At 70.1% G+C, this 13580-nt stretch carries 13 protein-coding genes; 11 read left to right on the top strand and 2 right to left on the bottom strand.

Translation table 11 applies throughout. The annotated features are described in order from the left end of the window. Nucleotides 1-135: 135 nt before the first annotated feature. From RKE38_RS10485 to RKE38_RS10505, 5 genes are all read left to right on the top strand, one after another. Nucleotides 136-2067: a TniQ family protein gene (locus RKE38_RS10485; protein WP_316007366.1), complete on the top strand. Its 1932-nt coding sequence runs from the start codon at nt 136-138 to the stop codon at nt 2065-2067. Next, the gene (locus RKE38_RS10490; protein WP_316007367.1) at nt 1998-2861 is read left to right on the top strand and encodes a TnsA-like heteromeric transposase endonuclease subunit; all 864 of its coding nucleotides are present in this window, start codon (nt 1998-2000) and stop codon (nt 2859-2861) included. The genes RKE38_RS10485 and RKE38_RS10490 overlap by 70 nt, the downstream gene beginning before the upstream one ends. Further along, nucleotides 2861-5251, top strand: coding sequence for a hypothetical protein (locus RKE38_RS10495; RefSeq protein ID WP_316007368.1), 2391 nt, complete (start codon nt 2861-2863; stop codon nt 5249-5251). The genes RKE38_RS10490 and RKE38_RS10495 overlap by 1 nt, the downstream gene beginning before the upstream one ends. A 19-nt stretch (nt 5252-5270) precedes the next feature. Beyond that, nucleotides 5271-6446, top strand: a complete 1176-nt coding sequence (locus tag RKE38_RS10500) for a TniB family NTP-binding protein (RefSeq protein WP_316007369.1) — start codon at nt 5271-5273, stop codon at nt 6444-6446. 217 nt (nt 6447-6663) lie between these two features. Next, nucleotides 6664-8484, top strand: a complete 1821-nt coding sequence (locus tag RKE38_RS10505; protein ID WP_316007370.1) for a TniQ family protein — start codon at nt 6664-6666, stop codon at nt 8482-8484. 140 nt (nt 8485-8624) lie between these two features. Here the strand turns inward: RKE38_RS10505 and RKE38_RS10510 are convergent, their stop codons facing one another. Next, a complete protein-coding gene (locus RKE38_RS10510) occupies nt 8625-9467 on the bottom strand; it encodes a hypothetical protein (RefSeq protein ID WP_316007371.1) in 843 nt (280 codons plus the stop codon). A 199-nt stretch (nt 9468-9666) separates the two neighbouring features. Here RKE38_RS10510 and RKE38_RS10515 point away from each other — a divergent pair, with 199 nt between their 5' ends. From RKE38_RS10515 to RKE38_RS10540, 6 genes are all read left to right on the top strand, one after another. After that, a complete protein-coding gene (locus RKE38_RS10515) occupies nt 9667-10128 on the top strand; it encodes a hypothetical protein (protein ID WP_316007372.1) in 462 nt (153 codons plus the stop codon). Continuing rightward, nucleotides 10125-10826, top strand: coding sequence for a type II secretion system F family protein (locus tag RKE38_RS10520; protein WP_316007373.1), 702 nt, complete (start codon nt 10125-10127; stop codon nt 10824-10826). The genes RKE38_RS10515 and RKE38_RS10520 overlap by 4 nt, the downstream gene beginning before the upstream one ends. Then, on the top strand, nt 10823-11404 hold the full coding sequence (locus tag RKE38_RS10525) for a type II secretion system F family protein (RefSeq protein WP_316007374.1): 582 nt from the start codon (nt 10823-10825) through the stop codon (nt 11402-11404). Before RKE38_RS10520 ends, RKE38_RS10525 begins: the two co-directional genes overlap by 4 nt. A 146-nt stretch (nt 11405-11550) precedes the next feature. Beyond that, on the top strand, nt 11551-11745 hold the full coding sequence (locus RKE38_RS10530) for a DUF4244 domain-containing protein (RefSeq protein WP_316007375.1): 195 nt from the start codon (nt 11551-11553) through the stop codon (nt 11743-11745). Between the two features lie 20 nt (nt 11746-11765). Then, on the top strand, nt 11766-12095 hold the full coding sequence (locus RKE38_RS10535; protein WP_316007376.1) for a TadE family type IV pilus minor pilin: 330 nt from the start codon (nt 11766-11768) through the stop codon (nt 12093-12095). Beyond that, the gene (locus RKE38_RS10540; protein WP_316007377.1) at nt 12095-12538 is read left to right on the top strand and encodes an Rv3654c family TadE-like protein; all 444 of its coding nucleotides are present in this window, start codon (nt 12095-12097) and stop codon (nt 12536-12538) included. The genes RKE38_RS10535 and RKE38_RS10540 overlap by 1 nt, the downstream gene beginning before the upstream one ends. A gap of 57 nt (nt 12539-12595) precedes the next feature. Here RKE38_RS10540 and RKE38_RS10545 read toward each other — a convergent pair whose 3' ends face one another. Then, the gene (locus RKE38_RS10545) at nt 12596-13516 is read right to left on the bottom strand and encodes a hypothetical protein (RefSeq protein ID WP_316007378.1); all 921 of its coding nucleotides are present in this window, start codon (nt 13514-13516) and stop codon (nt 12596-12598) included. Between the last annotated feature and the right edge of the window lie 64 nt (nt 13517-13580).

Below are 13580 nucleotides of genomic sequence, written 5' to 3' on the forward strand. Positions count from 1 at the left end.
GGTGCCAACCCACGGCCACGATCTCATGCTGGCGGGGCAGCCACTTGCCTTCCAGTCCCCGCTGCGTGTAGACCTCTTTACCCAATGGTGGAAAGGTCGCCGGCGAGTCGCCGTTGAGATGGGGGGCGGTGTGGGGTGGTGGACAAGACCAGGTTGACGCTGGTGGTGGAGCCACGACCGGGTGAGGCGCTGTGGTCGTGGTTGATACGCACTAGTTCGCATGCCCTGTGTCCGCCGGGCCTGGTTGCCCGGCGCTTGGGATTGCCGGTGCGACCCCAATGGCGTGCCGGCGGCGCGCGGGTCGCCTGTTTCGGAGTGTTGCTGCCTCACAGCTCGGCGGAGGTCGCTGCCGCGGTCGCCGGTCTGTCACCGGCGGAGATCCAGCAGATGCATTTGAGCGCCTACGACGGCGCAGCGTTGGATCTGTCCGGCCTGGACGTGACCGACGAACGCACCCTGGGCGTTGTCGCCCGGCGTGAGTGGATGCTCCCATTCTCGACGCGGGCGTGCCCGGCGTGCCTTTCGACGGCGCCGGTGTGGCCGTTGTGGTGGCGCCTGCAACACGCCGGCTGCTGCCCGATTCATCGCCTGAGACTTGTGGACCAATGCCCCGCGTGTGGCATTCCGTTCACCCGCGGGTACCCGCTGCGTGCCCGCGCAAGGGCGCTGTCGGATGCGCGCATCCACGACCCGTACCGTTGCGGGAACCACACGCCGGACGGTCCGTGCGCCCAGGTCCTCGCGGACGTGCCCGCGGAACCGGTGACGCACGGCCAGACGGTGTTCCAGGAACTGGTCCTCAGCCTTGCCGAACCAGCGACACGAGGCGCCGCCTCGGGAGCGCGGATTCGGGCATGCGATGAGGAGGGCGAAGCGGTGCTGCTGGGCGGTGCAGCCCTGACCCGCGCGCAATGGTTCGACACACTGCGGGACCTGTCCGCTGTCGCACTGTGCTTGGCCGGAACCGACCCCCGTGCCCGTCCCCGCGCAGACCCCTCGAGTGGACCGTTGGCACAGTTCGTGGAGCAGTGGTCCGGTGAGCCCGGCCTCAGTCTCCCGACCGGGTACCGCAGCGGGCCACCGACCGCGCGAGCGTGCCTGGCTTTGTTCGACCTGGTGTCCGCTGCGATGACTGCCTCGACACGGGACTCGTTCGCGCAGGCGGCAGGCCCGTTGGTGCGCGCGTTCGTCGACGAGAGCGTGCGTCGAAGGCACGACCCGCTGAGAGCTCTGCCGGTGCGCGGACTGGTCGCTCGCCTGACCTTGGACCTGCGCAGGCCAAACTTCGGCCGAGTAGTGGCCCCGGTGGTAGCGACCCGCCACGTCGATTTCTCGGGGTCCGGGAGGTCCTCCGCCGTCGCAGTCGCTGCCCGCTTCCCGACGGGCGCGCCCGTGCCCGCACACGCCGAGGACGGGCGCGTAACACGCTGGTCCGTGCCTGCGGCGTGGATCCCCACATTGGTGCCCAATCAGCAGTACAACGAGTACATCGTGGAGCACCTGCCTGGCACGGCGACCACGACAGGGCGCCGGTTCGCCGCTCTGTCGGTAGCCCGCCTCGCCGGTGCGAGCACGTGGGCGGACGCCGGGCGCGCCCTGGACCTGGACCGTGCGGCCAGCGCACATGTTGCCGACGTCGTCGTCCGCCGCGTCGTGGCCCCGGACCGGTACTGGCGGGCAGTGGCCGCCGTCCTGGCAGAGCTCGGACACCAGGGTGTCGATTACCGGGCCAGGGCCCGCGACTTGGCCCATCTGCACAGCATCGACCCGTCCACCTGTGAACAGCTGACGCCGTCACGGCCCACATTCGACTTCACACCCGCCCGTCGTCGCCACGCGGCAGCTTGGGTATGGGCCGAGCACACAGGCGGACCGTGGACCGAGTCGCCGGCCGCGCTCGCCCCATGGCCGGTCAGCATCGACCGAGCCTCCCGCGTGGAGGGCTACCGGCGCTTCGTCGACAAGGCGCCCAGAGACCTGCTGGGCGCCCTGATCGCATGGGCGGCGTCAGCGAAGGGACCAGTCGGGCCCTGCGCGAATGCGCGGAGGTTGACGTGCCGCCCGTAGTCGGAGCCGCACCGGCCCGGTGGGGCGTCGTCCGGGCCACCGCGGTCACGTGGGCCGACCATACCGGCGCCGAGCACACGGGCCCTCCCGGCAGTGACCTTCGTGAGTTGTTGCCCGGGCGGGCGATCCGCAGCATCTCCCAGCATCGAGGGGTCACCCACACCACGAGCAACTACTGTTCGTCCACCGACCGCGCGAGCCTGGCTTGCGAGTCATGGCTTGAGGCACGCTGGTTGCGGCTACTGGACCATGACCCCGACGTCGTCGCCATCCGCACGCAACCACTGATCTTGACCGGGACTGACGTGGACGGGCAGTTCAGCCACACCCCCGATGTCCTGGCGCGTGTTCGCGGTGGAAGCGCCCGACTGATCGACGTGAAGAACCCGACCGTGGTCCGTCACCCTGATGTGCTCCGCCGCGCTCGGCTGGCATCGGCGGCGGCCGAGCGTCTGGGCTGGACGTACTACCTGCTGGCCGAACCACCCTCCACCAGGATGCGAACCGTCGGATGGCTGTCCGGGTTCAGGCGATGGCTGACCGGGCAGGATCTGTTCCCCGAGCTCCTGGCCGCAGCGGCCAAACCGGTCCGGTTGCGGGATCTGTGGGCGCCATTCGGTGAGGACGTGCAAGTCCGCCCCGCCACATACCACCTGCTCTGGTGGCACCGGCTGCTCATGGACTTCGACTCACCGCTGAGCGAGCGCACCCGGGTGTGGGCCTCACCGCTGCCGTATCGCCCGCCCCACGCCGACACAGACCCCGCCTTCGCCCGCACCATGATGGGCGTCTGATGAGCACAGCCGCAGACGCGAAACTGCCCAGCATCGGTGTCGGCGACACCATCACCTACGACGGTGAGGCGCACCAAGTCGTGGGCATCGAAGAACTGGTCACTGAGCAGTCGTCCATCGCGTTCCGGCTACGTGACACCTGCGGCGCCTACAAGCTCGTCCTGGCCGCTGCCCTCTATGCCGACCTGGCTGCTGCTGCGTGCGGGGGCTCGGCTCCTGCCGACACGAGGCGACTGGACCAAGCCCGCAAGCGTCTGAAGAAGAAGACCCGAGGAAGGAATACCGGCCCAGGGTCAGAGGGCAGGTCCGGCAGCTACCTCGGGTTGCCTTTCGACCCGACCACCGAGCCCGAACCCCTGCACTTGGTGGCAGTTGTCGACCCCGCCGATGTGACCGCTTCGCAGGACGTGGCCCCGGCCGACACCCGTAGGCGCATCGACTACTCGGCCGCCCTCCAAGGTCTGACTCAGCAGGCGCTCGAACGCGCTCAGACCCTCGAACGACACGTGCGTGAGGTGGCGACCGGCTTCCCGACCGGGGTCGTGGGGTCAGAACCCCGGCCCGAGTACGACCCGGCCGTCACCGACTTGGAAGGTCGCGTTCAGGCGAAGATGGGTGAGCTCGGGACTTCCCGCAGGACATTGTTCCGGCACTTGGCCGCTTGGCGCGCAGACGGGCTCTGGGGACTGGTCGACGACCGTTCGAAGCGGGTCGCGGACCCACTGGCCGGTTTGGACCACCGCATCGTCGACGCGATCCTCGACCAAGCCGATGCAGAACGGCACCAGTCGACCGGCACCTACTCCCGGTTCCGACGCCGCTTGGCGGCGCGCTTGGCAATCTCCGCGCCGGATCTGACGCTGCCGCCCGACTCGACCCTGCGACCCAAAGTCACGTTCTTGGTCGCTGGCAGGTACACCTTCGACAACGCCACAACCAGGCGCACTCATGACCGCAAGCCGTCCAAGACGTACATGCACGCCCGGGCAGACCGACCCGGGCAAGCGGTGCTCATGGACTCCACCAAGCTCGACATCACCGCCTACGACCCTGTGAACGACGTCGACGTCAAGGTTCAGATGACTTGGGCGGTCGACCTGAACACGCGAACCATCGGGGCGGCGCGACTGAGCCCGCAGGCAGTCAAGAACGTCGACGCTGCGCTGCTGCTCGCCGACATGCTGCGTCCCGAACCGATGCGTCCCCACTGGCAGGAGGAACTGTCAGTCCGGCTGCTCGGGTTGCCTGTCGGCACACTCATCGACCACGACGAACGATTCCGAGGGGCGGCAGCCAAACCCGTCATCTACCCCGAGACCGTTCTCGTCGACAACGACCGCGTCTTCGTGTCAGACGCATTCGAACGCGGCTGCGAGCTGTTCGGCATCAACGATCAGAGTGCCCGAGTCATGACCCCGACGGACAAGGCTGCCGTCGAAGCGTCCTTCCGCAGCCTCGGCGCCAAGTTCAGCCAGCACGTCGCCGGATACACCGGCCCGAACCCGGTCCGGCGCGGTGACCTGACCGAGGAACAGGCCAGGTGGACCGTGGCCGAACTCGAGGAGTTCCTCACCTACTACATCGTGGCCATCTACCAACGCACCCCGCACAGTGCCCTGGTCGCACCGGCGCAACCCTCGCGCCGCCTGTCCCCGAACCAGGCGTACGCCGCCTCCGTCACCAGATGTGGCTGGGTCGCTGCGCCCATAGCCGACGACATGTACTTCCAGCTCCTGCCCGTGCGTTGGGTCAAGATCCACCCCTACGGGGTGAACCTGAACTACCGCGTCCACGACGACGACATCCTGCGCTACTACGCGCGCAAGCCGAGCCCGTATGCCCGCCCACTGACGGCCAAGGGCCGTCGCGGAGGCTCCCAGCACGGCGAGAGGCGTGGCCGAGGAAAGACCCTGCCTGTGCGCTACGACCCCCGCGATCTCACGTACGCCTACTTCTACGCATGGGACCATCACGCTTGGTACGGCCTGAAGTGGATCGACGCCCCCGATGACCTCCAACCCTTCAGCGACACCTACTACCGCACCCTGCGCAAGTACATGCGCGACCACGGCCTGAACCACAAGTCCGGACCGGCCATCGCCCAAGCGCTGTCCGAACTGCAGCACGCAATGGACGCGGAAGAGAACTGGACGGCGACCACCCGCCGGGAACTGTCCATTCTGGCCGAACGGGCCCGTGCCGCTGCCCGCGACCGAGCGGCCAGTGTCCGCCTGGCCAACCAGGAGGAGCTGGACGGCGCTACGCCCGGGCGACGAAGGACGAAACGACCCCAACCGTCGGCACCGGAGCCCCACGACAGCGCCGGGGCCGGATCGTTCGACATCGACATCGCCGCCGCGCGCAGTCTGCGCGTCGTACGGAACGACTGACCCGAAGGGCGGCTCCACGATGGCGGCGCGCGACTCGTTGGTGACTCACTGGCCCGACCCCCTTGCCGGCGGGGCCGACCCGTTGGCAGAGCCGCCGCTGGCGGAGCCGTGGACGAAGACGGCGTGGCGCCGCTACCTGGACCGGACCGAACCTGCCCACCCACCCAAGGTGACCCGTCAGGCGTACGACCGGATGTCGCTGGACCGGGCAGCTGCCTACGACCGTGCCCGGGACCGGTACCACTCCTCCCTTGCGGTGTTCAACACGCCACTGATCGACGCGCTGTCAGCCAAACTCGGATCACTCCTGGCCATCAACCAGCACGCCCAGCCCGGGGCGAGAACCGGACTCGTGGTGTCCGGCCCCACCCGCATAGGCAAATCCACAGCGGTCAAGGCTCTCCTGGCCGACTACGAACGCAGCCTGCGCACACGTCACCCCGACTACTTCGTCAGGCGCGGGGACGAGTACGTCCCCGTCGGCTACCTGCAGATGCCCGAGAAGGCGTCGGTCAAAGCGCTGCTGCAGACGCTCGCCGTGTACTACGAGCTGGACCAACCGGACAAAGCCACCACAACCCTGCTGCAACATGTCGTTACCAAGGCCATGTCCTTGTCGGGGACCAGCATTCTCGTCATCGACGACCTTCACTTCCTCGACGTCGGAAAGGAGGCCGGTCAGGAGGCGAACAACATGCTCAAGGCGTTGGCGAACACCACCGGCGCCACGTTCGTAGCCATCGGTGTCGACTTGGAAGCGGGACAACTGTTCACCGAAGGTCCCGGCAACAGCCGCAAGACGCAGACGAGTGGCAGGTACAGCCTCCTCAGCCCCCAGCGTTACCAGGTGAACACGAAGGCAGCCGCGACCTCTTGGGTGAACTTGGTGAAGACGTTCGAAGACCATCTGGTCTTGCTCGATCAGCCGGTGAACAGCATCACCGAGCACTGGCAGTACCTGCACCGTCGCACCGGGGGTTCCATCTGCTCCCTGTCACAGCTGATGCGTGAAGCCGCGTTCCGCGTCCAAGGGACCGGCTTCGAGCGCATCACCGTCGAGACCCTGGACGAGATCACCATCGACTACGCCAGCGAGTACGAGTTCCGAAAGCACCTCGAAGAGCTGCGCGACCGCGCCGTGAGCACGACGCGGCGCGCCAGCGGCGCCGGCGCCAGCCGTCAACGCACCGCTTGACCCGTCGGGCGGACGCGTCCTAACTGCCGCGCTCCACGGGCGGCGTGTCGGCCCCGACCGGTCAGCCACCAGGTGAACGATGAGCAGCGAGGAACGACGCCACGCGTGCCCCGACCCGCAGATGGAAGCCCGTGTGGCCCGCCCTGTCGGGAGGGGTCTGATGGGCAGACCATTGAGTGCCACCAAATTCCAGAGCATCGCCGGACGTCGGTCACGGATGACGCTCGTGGTGCCGATCGAGCCCGGGGAAAGCCTGTGCTCGTGGCTGGACCGGATGGCCGATCACAACTGCGTCGGCCGGGCGACGATGTGGCACACCCTCGGCCTGACCTCACCCGCACGTCAGGCGCCGCAAGCGTTCGGCGTGGTTCTCCCGCCCGAGCAGGTCACGCACATGGCGGGGCGGACCGGCGAACCAGAAGGCGCCATCGAGGCTGCCCTGCTCAGTCACTTCCGCGACCGTGTGCTGACCGTCGAGGACCTGCACCCCGATGTGCCGGCACTGGTCAGCACCTGGGGCCGCGTCCACTGGGTCTACACGCGTTCGTCCATGGCATGCCCCACATGCCTTGCTGAGTCCGGCGGTGTCTGGCAGCTGACGTGGAAGCTGCCCTGGTTGTTCATGTGTGAACGTCACCAGTGCTACCTCGTGAGCACGTGTCCTTGCTGTGGGCACGCGTTGCAGAGCAACAAGGAGGACAAGCGTCAACGCACCATGTGCACCGCACCCGTCCTGAGCAGGGACGCCGGTGACACACCTTCCGCCGGCCGAACGCGAATGGCGGCTTGCTCTACGGAGCTGACTACCGTGGGCGCGGCTGCCGTGAACGACGACACGGCGCGTGAGCGCATGGCGTGGGCGCGTCGTCTCGTCGAGGGAGGATTCCTCGACGAGCCTGGGCCCGGCGGGCCGGTCGAACCGCTCGTCATGACCGCGAATCTGCGCGCGGCCACCCGACTCGTCCTGCACCAGGGCTGCCCCGAGCTCCTGGCCGGGGCGGACGACGCGATCGTTGGGGCGTTCCAACGGCATGTGGCGGACCGCGAGCAGCGCTTGGCGCAGAAGGCGCGGGAGCCTGGTCGGATCGTGGCCTACCGTGACGCCCCACGGAGCTCCCTCCTGATGGCAGCGGCGCTACGCATCGCCGTCCCGATGCTCGTGGGGACGTCCGAGTCCGTCCACGGACACGTCCGCCAGTTCATCGAGTCGAGCTATGCCCTGCCTGGCGGTCGCGCACGCTGGGACCGCGTTTTGCGGACGTGGACACCGCCCTCACCGATGAGCGGTGCCGTTGTGGCGGCGCGTGAAAGCCGCCACCGTGGACTCGCGCCCGTCACCAGTCTCGCGCGCGTGCACCGGTCCAAGCAGGCGATCGCACCCGGGCATGTCGCCTCGGCGGTCCCCGCCCTTATGTGGCCCACGGTATACGCCGGGCTTCTCCCTCACCTTCCCACGGCCGCTCGCCACGACAACGCCCGACGTCTCATGTCCATGTTGTTGGTGCGTTTGCTGGGGCCGGGATTGATGAGCGCCCCTGACGCAGCTGCCCTCCTCGGCCTCGGGCCCCTGGTCGGCAAGCAGTACTTCCACCACGCCCTGCACGAACTGCGCGTTCGCGGAAACGGAACCGAAGTCGTGAACACGTTGACACGGCTCGCCGGGCAACTCGCGACGACACCACCGCCGGTGGACTACAGCACACGCCGAACGACCTTGGCCGCCCTGACCACAATCACGGACTCCGAATGGTTCGACGTGTGGGCCCCCCACACGCAACGTCTGCCCGTCGGGCCGGACATCAGCCGGCGCCTCATCGCCGCACGTGCGTGGGTCACACTCACCGGCGGCGACCTTCGAGTTGCCCCACCCTTGACCGTAGGGGGGCACATTCTCGCCCCATCCCACCGCCGCGACCAGTACAGGCGCCTCGGTCGCATGGAAGGGGTGAACGAGCTCACCAGCCAAACCGTGACGTCCGTGGCAGAACGGTTCGGTGTCCACGGCCCCCACACGTGGGAACCTGTGCTCCCCGGCTGATGTGAACGCGTTCGCAAGCACACTGTGACCCGGCTCATACGATGGCGGCAGCCGGACGGCACGCACACGCACCTCGTTCGGATGCGATCGGGACGTCGGCGTGGGACTTGCGGTTCGAATGCGGTATTCGAGCCGACTACTCAGTACAGCGCGACGGCATCGACGAGTACAGCGGGCCCCTTGATGTAGGCATGCACGTCGTCTGCGGGTATGTCGAGTTCCAGTTGGCTGACCAGGTCCTTGAGCACGTCGTCGATCTGCGTCATGAGCTTTCGTCGCATGAGGTACTCCCACCCGTCCAGCAGCCATTCCTCAGCCCCGAGGTAACCCTCCTTGCCGCCGTCGACGAGCCTGACCACCGAACCCAGGACGCGCATTTCTCCTTCGAGCCGGTTCGACGACGCTGCGTCGACAAAGTTGTCCGGCCGGAGGTTGACGTAGACCTTCTGCGGCAGACGAGACCCGGTCATTTCGAGCAGCACCGGAATCGGCAGCAGCTCGTTGCGCAAGTAGACGGCCTTGAGCTGTTCGGCCACCTCGAAACTGTCGACGTCGAAGTCGAAGATGGTCTCGAGACCACCGGCGGAGGATTCCATCAGCCGGTGGAAAATGTGGAACATCTTGCCGGCCAGACTGGCTGCGGTGATCCGCGCAGTGCCTTCGACTTCCACCAGGTCGTCTTTGCTCAGCGGCGTCTGACCGTCAGGGTCGGTCTTGACGGCGTCCGCTGCGATGAGCCCGTCGATGACCCTGCTGACGGTCGCCTTCGAGCTGGGCGTCAACGTGTACGAGCGCTGGAACTCCACGTCGCTCCCGATGCTTGCCGTGGCACCGAAGCCGGTCAGTCCTGCTGTGCCTCCGGCCGACCGCTTTCGCCCTCGCCTTTCGACGACCTCCTCCTTCCTGGGCACGTCGATGTCGTGGTAGTCGGCCTGTGCCAGGAGCGTTTCGAGGTCCAGATAGGAGGGGTTTCGCAGCGGCACGCACCGATTGTGTCATCGCGCAGGGCCGCGCCCCCGAATTAGAGACCGTGTCCGGTTCGCGTTTGAGGGTCGGGCTGGTCAAGTGTCATGTTGAGCCGCGAGTGCGGCTTTGCCGCCCGTTCTGTACTTGACACTTACAGCACGAAAGTTCGGCACCCAAGTGTCACGTTGGGCCGATTCGGACAGCGGCTGTGGCACCGTGCACGCGAACGCCCCGGCTGACGTGCCGGCTCGCTTCGAGGCGCTGGGCGCGCTGGCCGGTATGCCGCCCGACGCCGTCCACGCCCAGCTCGCCTCCGCCGTCCGTGTGGTCGTGCACGTGCACCGACGAGTGGAGGGGCGCCGCGTGGCCTCGCTGTCCGTGCTGAAGCGGTCCCCCGACACCGGCCAGGTCCGGTGTGACCTCGCCCTCGACTCCCTGACGGGAGCCAGGGGTCCGGCCTGGTTTGCGCTGTCCGAGGCGATCGGCGCCGCCATCCAGGGTGACGCTCACGGCCATGGCGCCCCACGCAGCGAACACGACGATGGCGGCCAACGCAGCGAGCGCTCGGGTGGCGTGCGACGCAGCGAAGGCGGCGGGAAGGCCGGAGACGGTGACGACCGGGGCGCACGGCGCGGTGCGCTGTCTGTCGCGCCCACGCGGACGGCGGGGAGCGCGTGACCGGTGTCGCCCTGTGCTCCCTGCTCGGCGTGGTGGCCGTCCTGTCCTGGCCCCGCGCGGGGACACCGTTGCCTGTGTGGTCCCCGAACGGCGGCGAGGTCGGCGGGGATGCGTCCGGGCCTGGACGGCTCCCGTGGGCCACGTCGCGCAGGGCCCGCCGCAGCCGGGACGACGCCCTCGGGGAGCTGCTCGCGCTGGTGGCGGGCCCGCTGCGCACCGGCGCGCCTGCCGTCGTCGCCCTCGCCACGGCCCGGTCAGCTCTGGGACCCGGACCCCTGGACGGCCTCGTCGCCGACCTGGTCTCGACCGGCGACCGGGCCGAGCCGCTCGCGCCCGTCTGGTCGCAGTGGGCCGAGCGCCTCGCCAGCGACGAGCTGCGGTTCGTCGCGCGGGCGTGGGCGCTCACCGAGGACACCGGGGCTCCCCTCGCGGACGCCCTGGAGACCTCGCTCGACGTCGTCCGGGCTCGACGTCGTGCGGCGGACCGGGTCGCGTCCGCAACCGCGGGCCCTCGGGCCTCGATGTTCGTGCTGATGCTCCTGCCCCTGTCCGGGCCGCTCGTGGGTCTGGCGTGCGGGATCGACCCCCGGAGCCTCTACCTCTCGAGCCCGGCAGCCGCCGGGAGCCTGCTCGTCGGCCTGGTGCTCGCGGTGCTGGCGCGGTGGTGGAGCGCCCGGATCCTGGCCCGGGCCGCATGACCGGGCTGGTCGTGCTGCTGGCTGTCGCGGCGGTCCTGCTCTGGCCGCCGGGAGGCCGGGCCGGCCGGGCCGGCCGGGCCGGCCAACCGAAGGCTGTGACGACCGGGCGTCCGCGGGGACGGGCGAGTGCCCCCGCGGGTGACCCGCGGCCCGAGGACGTCGCCGATGCGCTGGTGCTGGTCGTGCTGGCCCTCCGGTCCGGCTCGGACCTGGCAGGTGCCGTGGCCGGTGTCGCGGTCGTCTCCCGGGGTGCGGTGCGCCGTGACCTCGACGCGGTCGTGGCTGCGCTGCGCTGGGGCGTGCCGGTCGCGGAGGCCTGGGGATACGCCGGGCCCGTCTGGCGCCCGGCGGCCCTGGCTTTCCAGATGGCCGCGGGCACGGGTGCGTCCCCGACGGGACTGCTGGTCGAGGCGGGTGCGCGGATCCGGGACGAGCAGGAGCAGGACCAGGCGCGGCGGGCGGCGAGGGCCGGCGTGCTGCTGGTGCTGCCGCTCGGCCTCGGCTTCCTGCCTGCTTTCGCGTGCACCGCCGTGATCCCCGTCGTCCTGGCGCTGGCCGCGAGCGTGCTGGCTCCCTGAGCGCTGTGGTGGCGGTCGTCCACAGGCCGTCCCCTCCCGCCACGTTGTCCACCGGCGACGAGAGCGTGCCTGTCCGAGCGCCCGGATCCTCGCTTCGCTGCGTGCAGAGAAGGCGAGACCGCCTTCACCACACGGGAGGAGTTCGCATGAAGAGGTCATTGGCCCACAGGTTCGCGGGGCTGCGTCGGCGGGCCGAGGCAGGGATGACGACGGCCGAGTACGCGGTGGGCACGTTGGCCGCGTGCGCGTTCGCGGCGGTGCTGCTCGCGGTCGTGCGCTCCGGCGGGGTGAAGTCCGCGCTCGCCGGGATCATCACGACCGCCCTCCGGACGGCCGGGTGAGCCGGCGGCGCGAGGGCGGGATGGCGACCGTCGAGCTGGCGGTCGCCATCCCCGCCGTCGTACTGTGCCTGCTCCTCGGCCTGGGTGCGGTGCGGGCCGTCACGGACCAGGTCCGGTGCACCGACGCCGCGCGGGCTGCGGCACGGGCGGCCGCCCGGGGTGACGCCCCCGGCGACGCGGTCGCCCTGGGGCGCAGGTTGGCGCCGCCCGGCGCCACGGTCACCGTCGAGCTGACGGGGGCGACCGTCGAGTCCGCCGTACGTGGCCGGGCGCCGCGCGCGCTGCGCTGGCTGGGCCGGGTGGGTGCGCCGTCGGCCCGGGCCGTGGCCGCGCGCGAGGACGCGGGGTGATGGCGGTCGTGGGCCGCCGCGTGGCCCGCCGCCACCCGCTCGGGCGTCGCCTCCTCGGCTGGCTCGCCCGTGCCCGCAGCGGCGGGTCCTGTCGCGACCGGGGGAGCGGGACCGTCCTCATGGTGGCTGTCGTCGCGCTGGTGTTCCTGCTCACCGTCGCCGGGGTCGCCGTCGCGAGCGCTGTGCTGGCCGTGCACCGCGCCCGGGCGGCCGCGGACCTGGGTGCGCTCGCGGGAGCGGTCGTGCTGGCGCAGGGGGAGTCGTCATCGTCCGCCTGCGGGGCCGCTCGTGCCGTGGCTGCACGCAACGGCGCCGTGCTCCTCGACTGCGGGGCCGGGGCCGACGGCTCGGTCGTCGTGCGGGCAGCCACCCGCGTGACCCTGGGGCTGCCGGGACAGCCCCGTGCGGCATCCGCCTCGGCACGGGCCGGCTCGACACAGTGAGGCCGCCGCCCGGACGTGTCCGGACGGCGGCCTCGGCTGCGCACAGCGGCGGGAGGGTCAGCTGCTGCTGTCGTCCCGTCCGGTCCGGCCCATGATCTTGTCGGCCACGGTGCGGTGGCGGTGGCGCCCCGGCTCGCCGTCTGCGGCCGTGGTGTCCTCGGCCGGCCCGTCCGCGTCGCGCTCCGGTGAGGCGTTCCCGTCGACGCCGTTGCGGGAGGTCCCGGCGCCGTCGTCCCAGGTCGGCGGCAGGTCGCGCGCCTCGGCACGCCGTTCGTTGGCGCTGTCGTCCAGGGCCCTGTCCCGGACCGGCGCCGACGCAGCGGGCCGATCGGCGTCCCCGGCGACGACGTCGCGCTCCGGGGTGTCCGCGCCGCTGCGGTCCCCGAGACGCGCGTTGCCGTTGCCGTTGCCGTTGTCGTCGCGGTGGGCGGCCTCTCCGGCAGCGGCTCCGGCGGCGGCCCCACCGAGGGCTCCGCCCCCAGCCGCGGCAGCGGCACCGTGGCGGTCGGCCAGCTCGCGCTCGACCCGCGCGCGCTCGTCGGCGCGGATGCGGGACTCCTCCTCGGAGCGGCGGCTCGCGTACTCCTCCTCGCGCGCCCGGTCGCGCTCGGCCAGCCGGGACTCGAACTCCTGCTCGCGCACCCGGTCGCGCTCGGCAATCGCCTGCTGGTGGGTCTCCTCGGCGCGGTTGCGCTCGTCGGCGCGGATGTTCTCCTCGAACTCGGCCTGTCGCTGCGCCTCCTTCGCCTCCCGGCGGGGGCGGGCGCGACGGCGTGCGCTGCCGCGCAGCAGCGCGAGGCCGAGCCACAGCAGGAGCAGCACGACGGCGCCGGCGATGATCAACGCGAGCGGCGTCATGCCGACGCTGATGCCGGCCGCGTCGAGGTTGACGGGGGTGGTCAGTGACTGGGTGGCGAGGAAGAGCAGCACACCGGCTGCGATCGCCACGATGACGACGAGAAGTCCGAGGACCAGCACGAGGCCTACCTCCAGAGGTCAAGGGCGCGTGGTGCGCCGTCCGCCTCGACCATAGTGGCTGGGT

The sequence above is a fragment of the Phycicoccus sp. M110.8 genome (assembly GCF_032464895.1).
Taxonomy (GTDB): Bacteria; Actinomycetota; Actinomycetes; order Actinomycetales; family Dermatophilaceae; genus Pedococcus.